This is a genomic window from Pandoraea sp. NE5 (assembly GCF_024363545.1).
GTDB classification, from domain to species: Bacteria; Pseudomonadota; Gammaproteobacteria; order Burkholderiales; family Burkholderiaceae; genus Pandoraea; species Pandoraea cepalis.
Map to the genome: position 1 here is coordinate 2,877,029 of NZ_AP025517.1, position 20,036 is coordinate 2,897,064.

The following is a 20,036-nucleotide window of genomic DNA, read 5'->3' on the forward strand; positions in this document are numbered from 1 at the left end:
ACTGGAAATTAATATCCAGTAAAATGGATGTCATTGTTCACGCCGTCATCCACGGCTTCTTGTTTGCGGGACCCCTCACATGACTTCCTCGCTCATCGTGCGCGACGCCACCGACGCTGACCTCCCGGCTATTCGCGACATCTATAACGACGCTGTCGAGCACACGACCGCCATCTGGAACGAGGTGCTCGTCGACGTGGACAACCGGCGCGAGTGGCTGGCGGCACGCGTGGCGCGCGGGTATCCCGTGATCGTCGCCGAGCGCGACGGCAAGGTCGCGGGATACGCGTCGTTTGGCGACTGGCGCGCGTTCGACGGCTATCGTCACACGGTCGAGCACTCCATTTACGTGGACAAGAACGCGCGTGGCGGCGGCGTCGGCGAGACGCTCATGCGCGCGCTGATCGAACGCGCGCGCGCCATCGGCATTCACGTGATGATCGCGAGTATCGAAGCGCAGAACGCACCGTCGATTCGGCTGCACGAAAAGCTCGGCTTCCTTACGGTCGGCACGTTCAGCGAAGTCGGCACGAAGTTCGGTCGCTGGCTCGATCTCACGTGCATGGAATTGCGTATCGACGCCACGCGTTGAAACACGCGCCGCCGGCCTCGTTCGATGCCGCTATGTCAGAAATGATATAGCGGCATTTCTCATTGGGCATAGGCAACATCACCCGCTTCGAATAACGACTGCCCGCGCCCGCTGCACGGCGTGCATTGGGCGACAGCACATGCGCATGCTCTCGCGGTGCGCCATGGCCAACCTTGTCATTCCTGGACTCGGCGTGTAGCCTTGCTACGTCCGGTGTCACTCATGAAGCGTCTTCTCACCGAATTTCACGAGCGCATCACGGCAGGTGAATGTCACGCATCGTGACCATGCCTCGTGGGTCGAGTCGGCAAGTGTCCGATGTCTCGCCCCGGTTCTCGTTGCGGTGCCGTTTTGTGCGCATTGGTGTCCGCGCGAGCTTGGTGATCGTGATGCATCCCCCCAAAACAAGACGGACGGAACGCTTATGCCGCGCCTGCCAAGAAAGCCCGCTCCTCCCGCGGTTGTGTCGAGCGACGACGCTCGTCACGATGCCGCCGCCGAATCTCCCGCGTCTTCCCGAAGCTCCCAGCGTCCCGATGGCGCCCCCGGAGTCGCGGTGACGCGTCGCGGGTTTCTCAAGGCGTCGGTGATTGCGGGTATCTCCGTGTATATCGCTCCGCTGGGCAGCCGGGCGTTCGCCGCGCTGTTCGAAGACAAGAACCTCACGCCGGTCGCGTGGGACGCCGTCAAGGGACAAGCGAAGTTCCGTATCGACGGCACGGCCAAGGTGACGGGTGAAAAGATCTTCGCGCGCGACGTGCGCTCGCGCGACATGCCGGGCTGGCCCGTGCAGCAAGCCCATGCCTTCGTGCTGCGCGCGACGCATGCCGACCGCGCATATCTAGGCTTCGACCTCTCGCGTCTGAACGATGGTCTGCAACCCGATCGTGTTGTGACGGCCGACGATCTGGCGCGCGACGGGATCGCGTTCCCCGGATTCTATGGCGACGACATGTTGCTGCCGGCCGGCAAGACGCCGGCTTATCTCGGCCACGCCGTCGCGATCCTGATCTATCGCGACTTCACGCGCTTTCGCTTCGCCAAGGACAAGCTCAAGTTCCATGACGAGATCATTCGCTACGGCGGCGTGACGGGCCCGCTCGAGCGCGATCCGTGGGGCAGCTTCCGCTTCGTGCGCGTGGGCGGCAAGACGGCGTATGACGATGACGTCTACTCGAGTCTGAAGGACGCGCCGATCTTCCCGAGCATGATGCGCAAGCATCTGCCCGTGTGGCCGGATGGCAACGACCACGGCAAGCTCGACGAGCAAGGCATGGCGTACGCGGCCAAGATCGGCGAATCGCTCTCGCACCCGCCGGAGAACTGGCTGGTGATGTCGCGCGAGTACCGCACGCAGTCGATCGACACGGCAGCGCTCGAACCCGATAACGCCAACTGCTGGTACGACGCCGCCACGCAGACGCTGCACATGGTGGTGCCCACCCAATCGCCGTCGGAAGTCGCGGAGAACGCGGCGGCCATGGCGGCCAAGGGCCACTTCCCGGTCAAGCGCCTGATCGTCTATCCGTGCTACACGGTGGGCTACGGATCGAAGGATCACTACAACATGCCGTTCTACGGTCTGGCCGCCGCGATGTACGGCGACGGCCTGCCCGTGCGCCTGGCCAACGACCGCTACGAGCAGTTCCAAACCTCGCTCAAGCGTCACGCGTTCACGCTGCGTTATCACCTAGGCGTCGACAAGGAGAGCGGACTGCTCCAGGCGTTCGCGGCCGACATGGAATGCAACGGCGGCGGGCGGATGAATTTCTCGCCATCGGTGGCGATGGTCGGGGCGACGGCAGCGCAGTCGATCTACTACATCCCGCAAAGCGATCTGGCGAGCGTGGCAATTGCGTCGCGGGCCGTCGATGCCGGTTCGGCGCGCGGTTACGGCACGCTGCAGTCGATGGCCGCCACGGAAATGATGATCGACGAGATGGCGGCGCAGCTTGGCGTCGACGCCATTGAGTTCCGTCTCAAGAACGCGCTGCGCTCGGGCATGAAGAACACGCAAGGGGCGATTCCGGCGGGCGCGGTGCGAGTGGATGAGGTGCTCGCTCGCGCGAAACGGCATCCGTTGTGGACGCAGCGCGAAAAGAAAAAAGCGGAGTTCGAGGCAGCGCATCCGGGACGCCGTTACGGGGTCGGATTCGCCTGCGTGCAGAAGGACTTCGGCACCGGTGCCGAGACCTCGTTCGCGCGTGTCGAGATCGACGAGACGGGCAAGATCGCGTTACATCACACGGCCGTGGAGATCGGTACGGGCACGTCGACGTCGCAGGCGGTTGCCGTGGCGAAATGGCTTGGCATGCCGGCCACGGAGGTGCATGTGGCGATCACCGACTGGCCGGAGTTGCCGGTCGTGACGAGCGGCGATCCGTATCTGATGTCGCAGGCCGATCAGGACAGGCTCGCCGCCAATCCGCGTTGGTCGCCGGGATACGCCTCGCCGTCGAGCGCGACGAACTCTGCCTACTACTTCACGCACAGCACGCGAGAAGCGGCGCGGTTGCTCTTCATGCAGGGATTGTGGCCGGCGGCGCTGTCGATCTGGCGTCGCGGCCTCGGCGGCGGACAGGCCGCACCGCTCGTGGTGCGCGCGGAAGACGCACGCTGGGTCGACGGCAAACTCACGGCTGCCGGGCTCGAAGCGCTGCCGTTACCCATGCTCGCGAAGGCGGCGCACGAACTGGGCCTGGTGACCGGAGCGACGGTGCATGTCTTCAATCGTTGGCAGTGGGCCGAAGCGGACTGGGATCTGGGCAACGGCGCGATGCAGCGACTGCCCGTCGATGGCATTGCGTTGCGCTTCGGACAGGGCGGGGCCACGCCGTCGACCGCCACTGCGTCGTCGTCGGCCACCGGCTATCGCAGCCTCGATCGCAAGCGCGTGTACTACCCGCCGGTGCAGCGTAACAACGCAGCGGTGACTTACTACAGTGCCGTCGGCACGCTCGTGGCGCTGTCGGTGCACGAGGCAACCGGCAAGGTCGAACTGCTCACCCATCATTCCATTGTCGAATGCGGCAACCAGATCTCGCCGCAACTCGTCTCGGGCCAATTGCAGGGCGGTCTCGCGATGGGGATCGGCCATGCGCTGCACGAGTATCTGCCGCTTTATGAAGACGGCCCGGGCAATGGCACATGGAACTTCAATCGGTATCACCTGCCGCGTGCGGTCGACGTCGCCGTGTGGACGCAAACCGGAGAGGTGTTACCACCGATCTCCGAAACCGACGTTCCGAAAGGCATTGCGGAAGTGGTGATGATTCCCGTGGTTGGCGCGATTGTGAACGGCCTCGCGCATGCGATCGGCCATCGATTTACGACGTTGCCGGTGACACCGGAGAAGATCCAGGAGGTACTGGCATGACAAACGCTTCGAGCACACCGCAGGCCGCGTCGGACGCCACGGCGTCGACGGGCGGGGGACAACCCATGAGCGCGGCGAGTGCGGCAGCGGCACCGCTTACGGCGAATGCGGCGGCAGGCACGGCAGCCCCGGCAAACGGCAAAGCACCGTGGGAGACGTTGCCCGTCACAGTGAAGGTGAACGGTGTGTCGCATGGCCCGATGGACGTGCCGGCCGGTTTGATGATGATCGACTGGCTGCATGAGACCCTGGGCCTGACTGGCTCGCGTCTGGGCTGCGGGCAGGGCATCTGCCACGCCTGCGTGGTGATCGTCGATCACGCCGACGGCAGCAGCGAAACCGTACGCACGTGTATCACCGGGACAAACTATTTCGACGGCAAGACGGTGCGCACGGTGGAAGGCCACGCGGTGCGCGATGCCGACGGCAAGCTCACGCTCGCACCGATCCAGAAGGCGTTTCTCGATCACTTCAGTTTTCAGTGCGGCTACTGCACGCCGGGCTTTGTGAATGCTGCAACGGTGTTGATCGAACGTCTGAAGCGCCACCCGGTCGCGCGTGCCGATCTCGAAGCGGCGATCACCGAAGGACTCAACGACCATATCTGTCGGTGCACGGGGTATGTGCGCTATTACACGGCCGTGCGCGATGTCGTGCTCAAGACGCCCGGTTGTATCAGGGATGCGAAATGAGGGGGGACGCCATGCGCCTGAATCGCGCCACCCGCTGGAGCGCGCGCGCGGCTTGTCTTGTCGCGCTGCTGCTCGTCGCCGCCTGCAACGACTCGACGGTGCCCAAACCACCCAAGCCCGCTCAGCCGCCAATGCCCAGGACGACGGCGGCGCCCGCGCTCGTGACGAGCGGGATGGCTGCGGATGCACCGAGTCCCTCGGCATCGACGGCCAGCGGTGGGGCGGCGGCATCGCCTTCGCCGTCGCCGGCGGCGAAGGCATCGCCCGATCTGATCGCTCGCGGCCAATATCTGGCGCGAGCGGCCGATTGCGCCGCCTGCCACACGAGCGCGAACGGCGCGCCGTTTGCGGGCGGCGTGCCGCTCAAATCGCCCTATGGCACGTTCTACGGCACCAACATCACCCCGGACAGGACAAACGGCATCGGCGGCTGGACCGCCGACGACTTCTACCGCGCGCTGCATGACGGAATGGCCCCGGACAAGGCCCTGTATCCGGCCATGCCGTACACGTCCTATCGGCAGATGACCCGCGCCGACAGCGACGCCATCTACGCCTACCTGATGTCGGTGAAGCCGGCGGCCGTGCCCAATCGAAAGCACGATCTCTCGTTCCCCTACAACGTGCGCCCGGGCATGCGCGTGTGGGACTGGATGTTCCTGAAGGACACATTGCCCGATGCCTCGAAGGGACAGTCCGCCGACTGGCTGCGGGGACGCTATCTCGCGAACGCCTTGGGCCACTGTGCCGAATGCCACACGCCGCGCGGCACGTTCGGCCAGCTCGACAGCGCGAAGCCGCTCGGCGGGGCGGCGCTCGCCCGGATTGCCGCGCCCGATCTGACGCCCGACGCCCTGGCGGCACGCGGCTGGACGGTGAAGGATCTGCAGTCGTTCTTTGGCACGGGAATCGCCCCGCAAGGGTCGGCATTCGGCGAGATGTATCCGGTGGTGCATCTGAGCACGCAATACCTCACGCCCGACGATCTGCGCTCGGTCTCGACGTATCTGCTGGGCGACGCGCCTCCCGCGCCGGCCCCGCTCCCGGAGCGTCCTGACGCGAGCCAGTTGAAGGCGGGACGCAACCTCTATCTCGCCGTGTGTGCGGGCTGCCATGCGGCGGACGGCACCGGCAAGCCGCATGTGGCGGTGGCGATGCTAGGCAATTCGACGGTGCGTCAGAAGGATCCACGCAATCTGATCGTCGCGATTCTCGACGGCATCGAGCCGCAGCGGTTCCCGGGGCTGGAGGCGATGCAGGACATGCCGGGCTTCGCCCGCCAGTTCACCGACGCGCAGATTGCCGAGCTGAGCAATTACCTGCGTGTGGCCTACGGCGCTCAGGCGGGCGACGTGAATTCCGAGATCGTCAGACAGCTGCGCCAGAAGTGATCCGACGCACTGTCACGCGCAACGGCTTGGCGCATAATGTCGCGCCATGTCCCGCACACAACGTCTCTTCTCATTGATGCAGCTGCTGCGCCGCCACCGCTACCCGGTGGCGGGCGCGGCGCTGGCCGACTCGCTCGGCGTGAGTCTGCGCACGCTCTACCGCGACATCGCCATGCTTCAGGCGCAGGGCGCGCACATCGAGGGCGCGCCAGGGCTGGGCTACGTGCTGAAGCCGGGCTTTCTGCTCCCGCCGCTGATGTTCTCCGAGGAGGAGATCGAGGCCATCGTGCTGGGCTCGCGGTGGGTCGCCAAGCGCACCGACGGCGCCCTGGCCGAAGCCGGCGCGAACGCGCTGGCCAAGATCGCGGCGGTGTTGCCGCCGGACCTGCGCTCGTCGCTCGAGGCCTCGACCCTGCTCATCGCGCCGGGCGAACCGTTACCGCCGACGATCGTCGACATGACGGTCATTCGCGAAGCGATTCGCGCCGAGCGAAAACTCCAACTGTCCTATCGCGACGAAGCGGGTCGCCTGTCCGAGCGTGTCATCTGGCCGTTTGCGCTCGGCTTCTTCGACCACATGCGCATGATCGTCGCGTGGTGCGAACTGCGCGACGACTTCCGTCATTTCCGCGCCGATCGCATCGAGGCGCTGACGGTGAGCGCGACGCGCTACCCGCGCGGGCGGCGCGCGCTGCTCAAGGCGTGGCGCGAAACGACAGGCAATCGGTGAGGTCCGCCGGCCTTCGCGATGCTTCGCAGGCGCCGGTCGACTGCTGACAAAAATTGACAGTATCGGTTCGTACGATGTGATGCATGACAGTGCACGACGGCACCGCGGATGCGGGGACCGGCCGGGCAAAACGTCATCCATCCCTATCGACAGGAGCGAGTCATGCTGCATCCGAACTTGGTCATTTTGTATGTTTCGAGTCCCCCCGAAAGCGCGGCGTTCTATGCCGAATTGTTCGACCTCGAGCCGGTTGAAGCATCGCCCGGATTCGCGATGTTCGTGTTCCCTTCGGGGATGAAGTTGGGACTGTGGGCGCGCTATGGCGTGGCACCGACGGCCATCGCGCCGCCCGGCGGCAGCGAAATCGTGCTGCCGGTGGCGTCGAACGCCCACGTGGACGCCACGTGGGAGGACTGGAGCGCGCGAGGCATCACGATCCTGCAGGCGCCGACGACGATGGACTTTGGTCGCACGTTCGTGGCGTCCGATCCCGATGGTCACCGGGTGCGCGTGTACAAGCTCGCCGACACGCCGCGATAAGCCGAGCGTGCGGCGGAGGTAGGGGGCGAAGGGGGCGCCAGCGTCGCGGGCCGCCCGCGCCCATCGCCCATCGCCGCGGCGACGCCTTACATCGCGGTGGCGGACTTCACGAGCACGGGCGTGTCGCGATACTGTGCAGGGAACAGACGCTTGAGGTCTTTCACCTTCGGCAGGTCGTTGATGACGATGTACGGATACGTCGGGTGCTCGGTCAGGAAATCCTGATGATAGGTCTCGGCCGGATAGAAGCCCGAATACTTTTCCAGGCGGGTGACGATGGGCTTGCTGTAGACATGCGAGGCGTTGAGCTGCGCGATATATGCGTCGGCGACACGGCGTTGCGCATCGCTCATCGGGAACACGGCTGAGCGATATTGCGTGCCGGTATCCGGTCCCTGGCGATTGAGTTCGGTCGGATTGTGTGCGACGGAGAAATAGATCTGCAGCAGCGTTCCGTAGGACACTTGCTGCGGGTCGAACGTCACTTCCACCGATTCGGCGTGGCCCGTCGCACCGCTACTGACGGTTTCGTAATCGGCCGTCTTCGCGGTGCCGCCCGCGTAGCCGGACACGGCTTTCGTCACGCCCTTCACATGCTGGAATACCCCTTGCACCCCCCAGAAGCACCCGCCGGCGAACACAGCCGTCTCGGTGTGAGCCCCCGTGGCGGGCTCGTCGAGCTTGGGGGCGGCGATGACGACGGCCGCCTCGGCACCGCCGAAGGCGTACGCGCCAACTTGCCAAACGAGTACCCCGACGGCGGCGGTGCCAAGCAGCAGGCGTCGCACTCGCGAAGCGGGCGTCGTGCGGCGGGGCGATTGGTCTGGCATCTCGTCGCGGGCCTGCGACGGGTGAATCGGATCGAACGGGTTCATCTGAAAACTCCCGGCGTCGGAGGACGCCTCGATGGCAGCGGTCTTTCGAAGTCGCTGCCGGGTCATTGGGTTTGAGGACGGGGCGCGGCGCTGTCTACCGAACGCCTTCGACCTCAGCCGAAGGTGAACGCGTAGGCCGACACGCCCGGATCGAGAAACTCGATGCTGAACGTACGGTCGCGCACGTCGCCTGACTGGCGCACCAACTGGTACAGGCGCTGGGAGGCGACGGTGCCGGTACCGTCGGCGCCCACGTCGGTGCCATGCGCGTCGCCCGGCGGCTTGCCGTCGACCGTTACGCGAAAGCGCACCGGTTCACCGCCGGCCTTCGGGCCGAGCACGAGATGCAGGTCACGCGCGTGGAAGCGATAGACGATACGCGCCCCGGCCTGCATGGCGGTGGCCTGTTCCGGCCCCACGCGCCAGTCGCCGGCCAGTGCCCATTGGTTGAGAGACGGCGTTGATGGCGCGCGGTAGTCGCTGGCCTGATCGCGCACGGCACCGCCGGGGGAGGCGAAGTGCTCCGCGCGCGTGTAGCCAACATAGGTCTCCGGCGAGCGCACGTCGCCCATGTCGGCCGCTTGCTGAATGCCACCGGCCTGCACGTCGGCAATGCCGCTCGCGACCTGCTTCGCTCCGGCCTCGCGCAACAACTGCTGGATCACGCGTTCCGACTCGGCGTAATTGCCTTCGCCGAAGTGGTGGTAGCGCACGCGCCCCTGGGCGTCGACGAAATAGTGTGCCGGCCAGTATTGATTGTGGAAGCCGCGCCAGATGGCGAAGTCGTTGTCGATGGCCACCGGGTAGTCAACGCCCAGATCGTGAACGGCCTTTTTCACGTTGCCGATGTCGCGCTCGAACGCGAATTCGGGCGCGTGCACGCCGATGACGACGAGCCCTTGGTCGCGATACTTCTGCGCCCAGGCTTTGACGTATGGCAACGTGCGCAGGCAGTTGATGCAGGAATACGTCCAGAAGTCGACGAGCACGACCTTGCCACGAAGGGCCTGCGCCGTGAGTGGCGGCGAATTCAGCCATTGCACGGCGCCGTCCAGCGCGGGCAACTGGCCTTCGACCGGCAACGGTGCCGGGGCATCGGCGGTGCCGCGCATCGTCGTATCGCGCACGGGCATCATGGTCGGGCCGGCGGTGTGGCTGTCGACGCTTGCGCTCACCTGAGCGGCGGCGCGGCGTGTACCAAGCGCGTCGACGAGCCGCTGCTCGATACCCCCTGTCGACGCCGTCGAGAGTTGCGCCAGCGCGCCGGTGTCGAGCCCGAGGGCGATGGCGGCGACACCCGCGAGCATCAGCCCGCCGAGCCCGCGACGAATCCATTCGCCCGCGCCGAGCGAGCGCTTCATGGTGGCGAAGACGCGTCCGCCGACCAGGAGGGCCAGCCCAAGCGACGTGGCGGCGCCGGCCGCATAGGCGGCGAGGAGCAACGTGGTGCCGGCGCTGGCGCCTTGCAGCGCCGCGCCGGTGAGCACCAGCCCGAGGATCGGACCGGCGCAGGGCGCCCAGAGCAGGCCGGTGGCGATGCCAAGCAGGAACGACGCGCCGGGACGGGCCCCCGTGTTCGCATTGCCCGTGGCGGCGCTGCGCCCTTGCGCGGACTGCGACAGACGATCACCCAACGACACGAGCGGATGCGTGAGCCGTTCGGCGAGCTTCGGGAAGAGGAGCGTCGCACCGAACAGGGCAACGAGGGCGAGCGCCAGCCAGCGGCCATACTGGTTCGCCTGCACGACCCAGCTTCCGCCAACGGCGGCGAGCGTTGCCACCAGCGCGAACATCAGCACCATGCCCGCGAGCATGGGCAACACGCTGCGCGAGAACGATTGGCCAGCCCGCGAGAAAACAAACGGCAGTACCGGCAGGATGCACGGACTGACGATCGTCAGAATCCCGCCGAGGTAGGCGAGGATGAGCAAAGTCATGAAGCGCTCCTTGAGCCGCACCCGTTGGCGGGGTGACGCGGAGGTGGGTAACTTGACGACGGCGGACGCATGGCGCTCAGGCGGGTTGCGGCTGGAACGACATCGCAAGGCCGTTCATGCAATAGCGCAGGCCGGTCGGCTTCGGACCGTCGTCGAACACATGGCCGAGGTGGCCGCCGCAACGTCGGCAATGGACTTCGGTGCGAACCATGCCGAAGGTCGAGTCGGTGTGCGTGCCCACGGCATGGTCCAGAGGCTTCCAGAAGCTCGGCCAACCCGTGTGACTGTCGAATTTCGTGCGCGACGAGAAAAGCGGCAGCGCACAGCCGGCGCAGGCGAACGTTCCGGCGCGGTGTTCGTCATTGAGCGGGCTGGAATAGGGACGCTCGGTGCCCGCCTGACGCAAGATCTCGTACTGGGCGGGCGTCAGACGCTTGCGCCATTCGGCATCGCTGTAGGCGATCTCGAAGTGCTCGGAATCCGTGGCGCGACGGGCATCGTCGGCGTGCGCGGGGCGCATGAGGCGCGGCACCAGCCCGGCGGCGACGGCGGCGGCTGCCGCAGTGGCGCTCAGCAGGAACGCGCGGCGCGACGGCGTCGGGGCAGCCTTCGCGGCGTGCGTGCGCGACGGCTTGCGCGGTGGGTTATCGGACAAACGCATGACATCCTCCGGTCAGTAGGGCGATCCGGCGCGGGGCTGGCCCGCCGCCGCGTGTTCAGGGGAGCGCGACGGCCGTGGTTCGGCGCAGCAGACACAGCAGGCGTTCGCGCCGGATCGATAATTGAAGGGTAGTGCGCCGGCGATGGCAAAGTCCTCACGTAAAATTAAACAATTCGTGATACCTCGCGGTGCGGGAACTGCGCACAATGGGGCCTTCAAGACCCACTTTTCCGGGAGCCGTGCCTGCGATGGAATCGCCGCGCCGTGTTCTGCTCGTCGAAGACGACGTGCATATCGCCGACCTGCTTGCGCTGCATCTGCGCGACGAGCGGTTCGAGGTCGTGCATTGCGCCGACGGCGACGAAGGTCTTCGGCGATTGTCCGAGGGGGGCTGGGACGCGCTGGTCCTCGACCTGATGCTGCCCGGCGTCGACGGACTGGAAATCTGCCGTCGCGCGCGGGCGATGACCCGCTATACGCCGATTATCATCATCAGTGCGCGCGCGAGCGAAGTGCATCGTATTCTCGGGCTGGAATTGGGCGCCGACGACTATCTGGCCAAGCCGTTTTCAGTGCTGGAGCTGGTGGCGCGGGTCAAGGCGCTCATGCGGCGGGTCGATGCGCTGGCGCGCAACGCGCGCATGGACGCCGGCAGCCTGGCGATGGCGGGGTTGTTCATCGACCCGATTGCGCGGGAGGCATCGCTTGGCGGGAAGCGGCTCGATCTCACGCCGCGCGAATTCGATCTGCTGTACTTCTTCGCTCGCCAGCCCGGCAAGGTGTTCTCGCGCATGGACCTGCTCAACGCGGTGTGGGGCTATCAGCACGAGGGTTACGAGCACACCGTCAACACACACATCAATCGCCTGCGTGCCAAGATCGAGGCGGATCCGGCGCAGCCCGCGCGTATCCTCACGGTCTGGGGACGCGGCTACAAGTTCGCCAATGACGGTGGGCCCGACACCACGGGTGCCGAGGCGGGAGGCGCATGATGCGTCGCTGGAATCTCACCCTCACGCAGCGCCTGTCGCTGGTATTCGCGGGACTGCTGCTGGTGTGCTGCGGCACGTCGGCGTGGATGCAGGTGCGCGCCAATCGCATGCACGAAGCCGAAGTGATTCAGGGGCTCTCGCGCGGACTGGCGGAGCATATCGCCGCGAATGCCCAGCTCATGGATGCGAATGGCATGAAGCCCGACGCCGTGAGGCGTCTGTTCGGGCAACTCATGGTGGTGAATCCGAGCGTCGAAGTGTATCTGCTCGACATGCAGGGGCGTATTACCGGTCACGCGGCGCCTGAAGGCCATCTGCGGCGCACGCAGGTCGATCTGGCGCCCGTGCATCGGCTGATCGATGGCGAGGCGTTGCCGATCTATGGCGACGATCCCCGTAACGCCGATGTCCGCAAGGTATTCAGCGCCGCACCGCTGCGGGTGGACGGTCGCGAGGTCGGCTACGTCTACGTCGTGCTGGTCGGCGAGGCGCACGACCGCTTCGCGGCGCGCGGGGCGACGAGCGCGGCGCTCGATACCGCGCTATGGTCGATCGGCCTGGTGGCGGCGCTGTGCCTGATAGCCGGTCTGGCGGCGTTCGCGCTGATTACGCGTCCGTTGCGCCGCTTGACGGATTCGGTGCGCGAGTTCGATATCGACGCGGCCCCGGTGCCGCTGCCCGCCGTCTCCGCGGATGAACTGGCGTCGCAGCAGGCACGGCCGAACGACGAGATCGTGGTGCTCGAACGTGCCTTCCGACAGATGGTCGAGCGACTGGGCACGCAGTGGCGCACGCTCACGCGTCAGGATCAGGAGCGGCGCGAACTCATCGCCAACATCTCGCACGATCTGCGCACGCCGCTCTCGTCGCTGCACGGCTATCTCGAGACGCTCTCGCTCAAGGACGCCACGCTCACGCCCGCCGAGCGGCGGCGCTATCTGGGCATCGCCCTCGATCAGAGCCGCAAGGTCGGCGCGCTGGCGCAGTCGCTGTTCGAACTGGCTCGTCTGGAACATGGCTTCGTGCAGCCCGAGGCCGAGCCGTTCTCCGTGACGGATCTGATCCAGGACGTCTTTCAGAAATTCGAACTGAGTGCCGAGTCGCGCGGTGTCGCGTTGCGCGCGCAACTCGCGCCGCAAATTCCCGTGGCGCGGGCCGACCTCGGCCTGATCGAGCGCGTGTTCACGAACCTGCTCGACAACGCGCTGCGCTACACACCGTCGGGCGGTGAGATCACGGTGGCGGTGGCGCCGGTGGGCGCCGACATCGAAGTGTTGGTGAGCGACACCGGTCCCGGCATTCCCGAGACCGCGCGCGAAGGCCTGTTCGAGCGGCCATTCACGGTCGGCGGCGCCCGCCGCGAGGGCGGGCTGGGTTTGCGCATCGTGCATCGCATTCTGCAACTGCACGGACGGCGCATCACGCTGGTCGACACGCCCGGGCAGGCCGGGCAGGGGGCGACGTTCCGTTTTACTTTGCCGACGTGAGTTGGTTGGGCGCCGGGGCAGCCGGCGCCGCGTCGAAGTAGGTCAGCTTGCGCACGAAGACATTGGCGAACGGGTCGACCTTCTCGCCATGCGCGGCGGGCGAGGTGATCACGACGCGCACGATATTGCCGTGCGCGTCGTACTTGTAGTGGTACTCCGACACATGACGCTCGCCCGTGGCGGCGTCGGTGCGGGTCACGCGCGTGAGTTCGTGACGCGGTGAGTATTGCGCGACCTCGTTGTCCCACGCCAGCGCGAGCCATTGACCGTCGATGAGGGCGGCGGCGCCGTTGTCGCGAACGATGCGCTCGCCATCCGGCTTGCGCTCCACGCTGGCGAACGTCCGGTAGGAGACCCGCTTCGGCGCTGGACGCACCTTGCCGTCGGCCGTGACGACCTGACGTGCTGCGTTGGGCGCCGACCATTGACGCGAGAGCGCGAAACACTCGTCGTCGAACCGTCGCGCCTGCAGGCTGCCCGCACGGTGAGAATGTGCGCCGTTGGCGGCGGCGATGAGGCTGCGGGTCCATTCCCACTGCCCGTTGTTCTCCTGGCGCACTTGCTCCTTCCACGCGGCGCGACGTCCCGGGCCGTGCACAACCCAGGCGTCGGCGCTCTGCCACTCGACGGGGGCGCCATCGATGCTCTCCAACCGGCCGCTGGCGTCATACGAATAGTGGCCGCGGTCGGTGTTCGCGAGCAGGTGACCTTGTGCGTCGAAATCCATGACGAAGCGATTGCCGTTGTCGAGCGGCCCGACCTTGCCAGTGGCGCGATCGTAGCTGGCGATGAAGCGGGTTTCTTCGATCCGGCGAACGCCGGCGGGAATGCCGCCGAAGTTGCGCATCAAGTCATCCTCCTCGCGTAGCGAGGTCTGCACGCACCACGGCAGTGGCGCGGCCACCTGCGGCGCGTCGGCGGCGGGCGGCGGACTCGTCGGGGCGGGGGGCGACGTGCTGGCGGTTGGCAGGGTCTCCGGTGTGGCCTGCGGCCGGGGACCCGCGCAGCCGGCCAGGGCGGCGGCCAGTGCTGCCAGGGCAAGCGCTGCCCGGACAGGACGGGCGGAAGGAGCTGAACGGATGAGGCGGATGGATGAAACTGACATCATCGGAAGGGTTTGCCGAAGGTATTTTGTCCCGATTGTACCGGCTCCGGGCGACGCACCCGCCGGCATCGCTCGGAACAGTACCTGACGTCGTCCCACACCCTCGCCCATTTCTTGCGCCAGGTGAAGGGCCGGCCGCACGCTTGACACACCTTGCTGGGCAGAAACGCCTTGCCATGCTGGGTCATTTGGCGGGATCGACACGATCATGAGACACCCAGACAAGCGACGCCGTATCGACACCCAGCGCTTGCGCACGCGCCACAATGCGCTTCATCTCGCTCGCGTCGAGATGCTTCTCCCTTGCGAGAATCCAGCAGTAACCGGTATTCGGCCCCACCACCAGCGCCCAGCGATAGTCGGGGCCGATGGCGGCCACGTGGTAACCGCCGTAGAACGGCCCGAAGAACGATACCTTCAGCGATGCGACAGACGGCGACCCGGTAAACAGCGCCTTGCCGGTCACCGCTTGCCACCGACCGTTCGACGTATCGAAGCCTCGGTTGAGCACGCGAATACTGCCATCTGACTGCGGCGTGTAGGTGGCGGACACGTCCGTCATGCCGCGCTCGAACGCATGGTCGAGGCGTGCCAGTTCGTACCAGCGGCCCTGATAGCGACTCGCATCGAATGGCGACACGGGGGAGACCCCAGGCGGCGGACGCGTATTGGCGCACCCGGAGAGCAGGAGGAACGCGAACGAGAGCGCGCTCAGCCACCGCAGCGCGACGGATCGTTTGGCGGGAACAGCGTTGGTCATGGAAGTCCCTGTGTCGGTGAATGGAAAGCCTGTGTTTGCGTCCGTCGTCCATCAAGCACGTTGGCATCGACTATCGGTATGCGCAAGCGTGACCGCCGGCGCGAATTTTCAGGACTCGAGCACATCCCGGAGCTTGGCGAGGCCTCGACGAATCCAGCTTTTGGCAGTGCCCTCCGGTACACCCAGCGTTCGTGCAAGTTCCGTGTAGGTGAAACCGCCGAAGTAGGCGATCGTAATGGCCTGCCGCTGTTGCGCAGAGAGGGCGGTCATTGCCATCGAGAGTCGTTGCTTTTCGCGATCTCTTTCGGTCAGTTCCGGCGGCGGGGCGGAATCCGCAGCGATGGACGACATGAGGGTCTCGTCCAGCGGAATCGGTTGTCGTTTGCGTAGATAGCTGATGGCTCGGTTCCGGGCGATGGTCGACATCCACGGAAGCACGTCGCCGCGTTGCGCATCGAACACCAGACGACGCTGCCACAACGCCATATAGACGTCCTGAAGAATATCTTCGGCTTCGGCGCGATGATGAATCACGCGGAGGATGACGCCGAACAGCACGGACGAGGTATGCCGGTACAGCTGCGCGAACGCATCCTCGTCGCCGAGCTGGGCAAGCGTCAGCAGACCCGTCAGGTCGGTGCAATCGCCGAGGGAAGGACGAGCCGACACGCGGACGGCACCCGCGCTGTCACCGGCCGCACTCGAGCACGCACTCGCACTCGCGGGCGCGTTCTTCGACGCGCCACCCGCGACGCCCGAGTCCGTTGGACAAGCGTATTGACTGATGTCGATGGTTGTCATCGCGGCGTCTCCAGGGAGGATGCTGCGGGATCGATGCCTTTGCCTTTACTGCGAGCGGTCGGGCATCAATGCCAGAAACTCGCGGCGCAACGCGGGATCTTCGAGGAAACGTCCCCGCATGACACTGCTTACCATGCGCGCCCCGTCGTCTTTGGTCCCCCGCCAATGCATGCAGAAGTGGTCCGCCTCCAACACCACGGCGAGTCCGTCGGGGGCGATTTTTTCTTCGAGCAAGTCGGCGATCTGCTTGACGGCTTCTTCCTGAATCTGTGGTCGTGCCATGACCCAATTCAGCAAGCGGGCGTATTTGGACAGACCGGGCAGGTTCGAATTCGCCGCGGGCAAAACGCCAATCCACGCGCGACCCATGATCGGACAGAGATGATGCGAGCATGCGCTCCGCACGCGAAGTGGCCCGATCAGCGTGAGTTCGTTCAGTTGCCCGATGTTCGGGAATTCCGTGACCGCGGGCGGCAGTTCGTAACGGCCCGAGAACACTTCGCGGACGAACATCTTCGCCACGCGCTTCGCGGTTTCACGCGTGTTGTGGTCGTTGTCGACGTCGATGACGAGCGCGCGAAGCGCGTTCTCGATATGCGTCGCGACTTCGCCCTGCAATGTGTCGACGTCGCCTTCGCGCAGGTAGGGGGCGATGTTGTCGTTGGCGTGAAACCGGACACCGGCGTTGCGCAAGCGCTGCCGGACGACTTGCGACAACGGGATGCCCTCTGCGGCACCCTTCGTGATGGCCGGTTGCGAATCGATAATCGCGCCCATGAGGTTCTCCGGAAAAGGAATGCGCCGATGCGTCTCGCCGTTCAGCGGTCTCCGGGCGTGGTCGCCGGAATGGGCCAGCCTTCGTGCTCAGCCACGGCGGCGAGGGCGGCTTCGAACATGGCAACGGCCTTGTTGGCCGCGTCGCCGAGGTGTCGATGGAGCAGCGCGTCGGCCGGTGAGCGCGACTCGCATTCATCGCTATAACGCTCGAACGCGGCAATCTGCAGCACCAGTTCGGCGAGATGCTTGGGACACTCGCAAGCGATGGTCGTGGAGCGGGAGACCACGCTCGTCAGCGTGTCGTTGTCGAACCGGCGTGGCGTCCTGCGCCAGATCCGCTCACGGCCTGCGTTGCCGGAATCTCGGTGGTGCAACGACTGCAGGTACTCGGAGAGGAGTTCGTTCGCGTGCAGCGTGGCGTTGGGGGCGCGTTTGAGGTTGATGCCCTCCAATCGCGCGAGTTCGGCCGCCCGCGTCGTGCCGAAGGTGTATACGACGAGGACGTCATCGCATAGCAGCCGCTGCGCGGCCGAGACGATCGCCAGGACCACGTCTTCGTGAAGCGCCTCGACACGGATGACGGCGCAGGTCTCGGCGGAATCATCGCCGTTAGCGCAAGGGATATCCTGAATGGTTTCGAGCCGGACGGCATTGACGACCTTCGGCATCTCAAGCGACACGCTTTCGCCAAATCCGACGATGAACAGGTTCGTGTCTCGCATGGGGGCGTCTGACACCGCAGGGTTGCGGTCTGCGCTGGCCAAGTGCCTCAACTGATCGCCATCCAAGTGGGCAATCGAGCTGATGGCGTGTCCCCGGTTCACCAGCGCCTTGATCGTTCTCAGGCGGTGGACATCAACATCGGAATACAGGCGCTGGCCCGAGGCGCTGGTGGGGGGCGACACCACACCATAGCGCTGCTCCCAGATGCGCAACGTCGCCGCAGGCATGTCCGCGAGTTTCGCCGCCTCGCCGCTTCGATACCGTCGAACTGTATCCACCCTATCCTCCACCGTCGGGACGCTGTTATTGAAAGACCGTCACGTAGTTCAAAATTAACTCATGAAACCTATTGAGTCAATAAAATTGACTCAATATGAGAATTCTATGATTTATAGAGTCAATAATTGGACTCGTATCGATGAAATTCTGCAGCGTTTTGACACGTGATCGGGGGTGACTGTCGGCCTGCCATGGCCCGGCGCGCCGCGAGGCGGCGAGATCCGTGCGGCATGCGACCGCTCAACGGGAGTCCATAAGCGCTCGTCGCTGCACCATTGTTGGGATTGACGCACCACGATCTGCATCGGCAGTGCTGCTGGCGGTTCAGGGTGGGCTACACGGAAGGCATGCCACGGACATGGCAAACCGCCCGCCGCATAAGACTCCGTAAGCGGTTCCTGGGGATTTCATGACCCGATGGCACGGTTCATGCTTTGTTGTTCAAACTTGTATTCAAGATTGAACTCATGAACGATTCCACAAATATTCGCGCCGCGCTGTCGGTTCGCCTGCTGGCCGATCGATATGCTCACGGTAGCCTCACACCGACGCGTTGCGTCGACGAAACGCTGCAACGAATCGAGGCGATCGATCGCCCTGAGATCTGGACGCGGCGCGTGAGTGCGGATGCGCTGCATGCGCGCGCCGCACAACTCGAAGCGCTACATCGCGCCGAGGGTTCGGCGGTGTTCGAGCGGATGCCGTTGTACGGGGTGCCGTTCGCGGTCAAAGATAACATCGACGTGGCGGGCATGCCGACCACTGCGGCATGTGTTGAGTTTGCCTATACACCGCAAGCCACGGCATTTGCAGTGCAGCGCCTGCTCAACGCCGGCGCGATCCTCATTGGCAAAACCAATCTCGATCAGTTTGCAACGGGGCTGGTCGGCGTGCGCTCGCCCTATGGCGCGGTGCGGCAGGTCACGTTCCCCGATTACGTTTCAGGCGGCTCCAGTTCTGGGTCGGCGGTCGCGGTGGCGGCCGGTTGCGTCGCATTTTCGCTCGGCACTGATACTGCCGGCTCAGGCCGCGTGCCGGCCGGCTTCAACGAACTTGTTGGACTGAAGCCCTCGCTCGGGCTCGTCAGCAAGCGCGGCGTCGTTCCAGCATGCAAAAGTCTCGACTGCGTGTCGATCTTCGCGAACGACGTTGCCGATGCCTGGGAAGTCATGACGCAACTTGCGCACTTCGACGCGCTCGATAGCTTCTCGCGCCGCGTACCTGCGTTGGGATTGGCGCACCACGGGGCATTGCGTATCGGCACGCCCGCGTATGCCGAGTTTTACGGCGACACGCAGGCCGAGGAGGCGTTTCGCGCAACGCTTGATACGTTGCTTTCCCGTCTGCCTTATGAGTCGGTCGGTATAGATATGGAACCGCTCACGCAAGTCTCGGCGCTGCTTTACGACGGCCCGTGGGTCGCCGAACGGCGGGCGGCGATCGGCGCGTTCTTCGATACGCAGCGCGCGGCTATCGACCCTGTCGTGGCGGCGGTGATCGGCAAGGCAGACGGCTTCAGCGCTGTCGATGCCTTCAACGCGCAATACCGGCTTGCCGAGTTGAAGCGGCAAGCACAGGCGATCTTTGATGACATCGACGTGCTGATCGTGCCGACGACGCCGACACATCCCACCATTGCGGCGGTGCAGGCCAATCCGATCGAGCTCAACAGCCAACTGGGCTATTACACGAATTTCGTCAACCTGCTCGATCTATGTGCGCTGTCGGTGCCGTGCCTGAGGCGCGGCGATGGCCTGCCCGCAGGGGTGACGCTGATCGCGCCGGCGGGCGCCGATCACCGGCTTGCCGTGCTGGGCGCCAAGATTCAGTCGCTTTTCTTCGGGCAACACCGTCCAGACGGCATCGAATTCCGGCCGCTGCCGACCGATGAGCCGTCGGTCACGCTGGCGGTCGTCGGCGCGCATCTGCGCGGGCAACCGTTGAACTGGCAACTGCTCGAAGCCGGCGCGCGCCTGATCGAGGCCACGCACACGACGCCCGACTACCAGCTCTTCGCGCTCGCGGACACAACGCCGCGCAAGCCCGCGCTCGTTCAGATGCCGGCTGCGGCGGCGAACACGCGCGCCATCGCGATCGAACTGTGGCAAGTGCCGCTGCGCCATTTCGGACGGTTCGTCGCGCAAGTGCCTGCGCCACTCGGGATTGGCACGGTGCAGGTCGCCGATGGCCGCCGCGTGAAGGGTTTCATCTGTGAGTCATCGGCGCTCACGTCGGGCGCGGGCGCTCGCGACATTACCGAATTCGGCGGCTGGCTCGCCTATCTCGACAGCCTTGCCGCACAAGCGCAGTAACTATTT

18 protein-coding genes are annotated in these 20,036 nt (G+C 65.3%); 9 read left to right on the forward strand and 9 right to left on the reverse strand.

The window, feature by feature from the left end:
- Positions 1–79: 79 nt before the first annotated feature.
- From PanNE5_RS13160 to PanNE5_RS13185, 6 genes are all read left to right on the forward strand, one after another.
- A complete protein-coding gene (locus tag PanNE5_RS13160) occupies positions 80–592 on the forward strand; it encodes a GNAT family N-acetyltransferase (RefSeq protein WP_017235074.1) in 513 nt (170 codons plus the stop codon).
- A 556-nt stretch (positions 593–1,148) separates the two neighbouring features.
- Positions 1,149–3,968 carry a xanthine dehydrogenase family protein molybdopterin-binding subunit gene (locus tag PanNE5_RS13165; protein ID WP_261938105.1) on the forward strand — a complete coding sequence of 940 codons (2,820 nt, stop codon included), beginning with the start codon at positions 1,149–1,151 and terminating at the stop codon, positions 3,966–3,968.
- On the forward strand, positions 3,965–4,660 hold the full coding sequence (locus PanNE5_RS13170) for a (2Fe-2S)-binding protein (protein ID WP_261938106.1): 696 nt from the start codon (positions 3,965–3,967) through the stop codon (positions 4,658–4,660). Before PanNE5_RS13165 ends, PanNE5_RS13170 begins: the two co-directional genes overlap by 4 nt.
- Before the next feature lie 131 nt (positions 4,661–4,791).
- Positions 4,792–6,051, forward strand: a complete 1,260-nt coding sequence (locus PanNE5_RS13175; RefSeq protein ID WP_410007588.1) for a cytochrome c — start codon at positions 4,792–4,794, stop codon at positions 6,049–6,051.
- A 46-nt stretch (positions 6,052–6,097) separates the two neighbouring features.
- A complete protein-coding gene (locus PanNE5_RS13180; protein ID WP_017235071.1) occupies positions 6,098–6,781 on the forward strand; it encodes a helix-turn-helix transcriptional regulator in 684 nt (227 codons plus the stop codon).
- A 162-nt stretch (positions 6,782–6,943) separates the two neighbouring features.
- The gene (locus PanNE5_RS13185; protein ID WP_017235070.1) at positions 6,944–7,321 is read left to right on the forward strand and encodes a VOC family protein; all 378 of its coding nucleotides are present in this window, start codon (positions 6,944–6,946) and stop codon (positions 7,319–7,321) included.
- Between the two features lie 86 nt (positions 7,322–7,407).
- Here PanNE5_RS13185 and msrA read toward each other — a convergent pair whose 3' ends face one another.
- The 3 genes from msrA to msrB form a co-directional block, all read right to left on the reverse strand.
- The gene (gene msrA / locus PanNE5_RS13190) at positions 7,408–8,151 is read right to left on the reverse strand and encodes a peptide-methionine (S)-S-oxide reductase MsrA (RefSeq protein ID WP_150563517.1); all 744 of its coding nucleotides are present in this window, start codon (positions 8,149–8,151) and stop codon (positions 7,408–7,410) included.
- A gap of 158 nt (positions 8,152–8,309) precedes the next feature.
- Complete coding sequence (locus PanNE5_RS13195) at positions 8,310–10,133, reverse strand: cytochrome c biogenesis protein DipZ (protein ID WP_261938107.1); 1,824 nt, start codon at positions 10,131–10,133, stop codon at positions 8,310–8,312.
- 76 nt (positions 10,134–10,209) lie between these two features.
- Positions 10,210–10,653 carry a peptide-methionine (R)-S-oxide reductase MsrB gene (gene msrB / locus PanNE5_RS13200; protein ID WP_410007589.1) on the reverse strand — a complete coding sequence of 148 codons (444 nt, stop codon included), beginning with the start codon at positions 10,651–10,653 and terminating at the stop codon, positions 10,210–10,212.
- A gap of 389 nt (positions 10,654–11,042) precedes the next feature.
- Here msrB and PanNE5_RS13205 point away from each other — a divergent pair, with 389 nt between their 5' ends.
- Both PanNE5_RS13205 and PanNE5_RS13210 read left to right on the forward strand, forming a co-directional pair.
- Complete coding sequence (locus tag PanNE5_RS13205) at positions 11,043–11,786, forward strand: response regulator transcription factor (protein ID WP_017231399.1); 744 nt, start codon at positions 11,043–11,045, stop codon at positions 11,784–11,786.
- Positions 11,783–13,273, forward strand: a complete 1,491-nt coding sequence (locus PanNE5_RS13210) for a sensor histidine kinase (RefSeq protein WP_261938109.1) — start codon at positions 11,783–11,785, stop codon at positions 13,271–13,273. The genes PanNE5_RS13205 and PanNE5_RS13210 overlap by 4 nt, the downstream gene beginning before the upstream one ends.
- Here PanNE5_RS13210 and PanNE5_RS13215 read toward each other — a convergent pair.
- The 6 genes from PanNE5_RS13215 to PanNE5_RS13240 all read right to left on the reverse strand — a co-directional run bounded on the left by PanNE5_RS13215 (position 13,257) and on the right by PanNE5_RS13240 (position 17,651).
- Positions 13,257–14,381, reverse strand: a complete 1,125-nt coding sequence (locus tag PanNE5_RS13215; RefSeq protein ID WP_261938110.1) for a hypothetical protein — start codon at positions 14,379–14,381, stop codon at positions 13,257–13,259. The genes PanNE5_RS13210 and PanNE5_RS13215 overlap by 17 nt on opposite strands.
- The gene (locus PanNE5_RS13220) at positions 14,378–14,566 is read right to left on the reverse strand and encodes a DUF2256 domain-containing protein (protein WP_150553297.1); all 189 of its coding nucleotides are present in this window, start codon (positions 14,564–14,566) and stop codon (positions 14,378–14,380) included. Before PanNE5_RS13220 ends, PanNE5_RS13215 begins: the two co-directional genes overlap by 4 nt.
- Positions 14,563–15,138: a lipocalin family protein gene (locus tag PanNE5_RS13225; RefSeq protein ID WP_261938111.1), complete on the reverse strand. Its 576-nt coding sequence runs from the start codon at positions 15,136–15,138 to the stop codon at positions 14,563–14,565. Before PanNE5_RS13225 ends, PanNE5_RS13220 begins: the two co-directional genes overlap by 4 nt.
- Before the next feature lie 108 nt (positions 15,139–15,246).
- Complete coding sequence (locus PanNE5_RS13230; RefSeq protein ID WP_261938112.1) at positions 15,247–15,939, reverse strand: sigma-70 family RNA polymerase sigma factor; 693 nt, start codon at positions 15,937–15,939, stop codon at positions 15,247–15,249.
- 45 nt (positions 15,940–15,984) lie between these two features.
- Entirely contained in the window at positions 15,985–16,716 is a 732-nt protein-coding gene (folE, locus tag PanNE5_RS13235; protein WP_261938113.1) for a GTP cyclohydrolase I, read from the reverse strand.
- Positions 16,717–16,757: 41 nt separating this feature from the next.
- The gene (locus PanNE5_RS13240; protein WP_261938114.1) at positions 16,758–17,651 is read right to left on the reverse strand and encodes a MerR family transcriptional regulator; all 894 of its coding nucleotides are present in this window, start codon (positions 17,649–17,651) and stop codon (positions 16,758–16,760) included.
- 534 nt (positions 17,652–18,185) lie between these two features.
- On the opposite strand from PanNE5_RS13240, the gene atzF reads away from it, so the two are divergent.
- Positions 18,186–20,030 carry an allophanate hydrolase gene (atzF, locus tag PanNE5_RS13245; RefSeq protein WP_261938115.1) on the forward strand — a complete coding sequence of 615 codons (1,845 nt, stop codon included), beginning with the start codon at positions 18,186–18,188 and terminating at the stop codon, positions 20,028–20,030.
- Positions 20,031–20,036: the final 6 nt, after the last annotated feature.

Coding starts and splice junctions, on each gene's coding strand:
- PanNE5_RS13230 (WP_261938112.1), bottom strand. CDS start 15,939: ATGACAACCATCGACATCAGTCAATACGCTTGTCCAACGGACTCGGGC.
- PanNE5_RS13215 (WP_261938110.1), bottom strand. CDS start 14,381: ATGATGTCAGTTTCATCCATCCGCCTCATCCGTTCAGCTCCTTCCGCC.
- PanNE5_RS13195 (WP_261938107.1), bottom strand. CDS start 10,133: ATGACTTTGCTCATCCTCGCCTACCTCGGCGGGATTCTGACGATCGTC.
- PanNE5_RS13225 (WP_261938111.1), bottom strand. CDS start 15,138: ATGACCAACGCTGTTCCCGCCAAACGATCCGTCGCGCTGCGGTGGCTG.
- PanNE5_RS13160 (WP_017235074.1), top strand. CDS start 80: ATGACTTCCTCGCTCATCGTGCGCGACGCCACCGACGCTGACCTCCCG.
- msrA (WP_150563517.1), bottom strand. CDS start 8,151: ATGCCAGACCAATCGCCCCGCCGCACGACGCCCGCTTCGCGAGTGCGA.
- PanNE5_RS13170 (WP_261938106.1), top strand. CDS start 3,965: ATGACAAACGCTTCGAGCACACCGCAGGCCGCGTCGGACGCCACGGCG.
- atzF (WP_261938115.1), top strand. CDS start 18,186: ATGAACGATTCCACAAATATTCGCGCCGCGCTGTCGGTTCGCCTGCTG.
- PanNE5_RS13180 (WP_017235071.1), top strand. CDS start 6,098: ATGTCCCGCACACAACGTCTCTTCTCATTGATGCAGCTGCTGCGCCGC.
- PanNE5_RS13185 (WP_017235070.1), top strand. CDS start 6,944: ATGCTGCATCCGAACTTGGTCATTTTGTATGTTTCGAGTCCCCCCGAA.
- folE (WP_261938113.1), bottom strand. CDS start 16,716: ATGGGCGCGATTATCGATTCGCAACCGGCCATCACGAAGGGTGCCGCA.
- PanNE5_RS13175 (WP_410007588.1), top strand. CDS start 4,792: ATGCCCAGGACGACGGCGGCGCCCGCGCTCGTGACGAGCGGGATGGCT.
- PanNE5_RS13205 (WP_017231399.1), top strand. CDS start 11,043: ATGGAATCGCCGCGCCGTGTTCTGCTCGTCGAAGACGACGTGCATATC.
- PanNE5_RS13220 (WP_150553297.1), bottom strand. CDS start 14,566: ATGACCCAGCATGGCAAGGCGTTTCTGCCCAGCAAGGTGTGTCAAGCG.
- PanNE5_RS13210 (WP_261938109.1), top strand. CDS start 11,783: ATGATGCGTCGCTGGAATCTCACCCTCACGCAGCGCCTGTCGCTGGTA.
- msrB (WP_410007589.1), bottom strand. CDS start 10,653: ATGCGCCCCGCGCACGCCGACGATGCCCGTCGCGCCACGGATTCCGAG.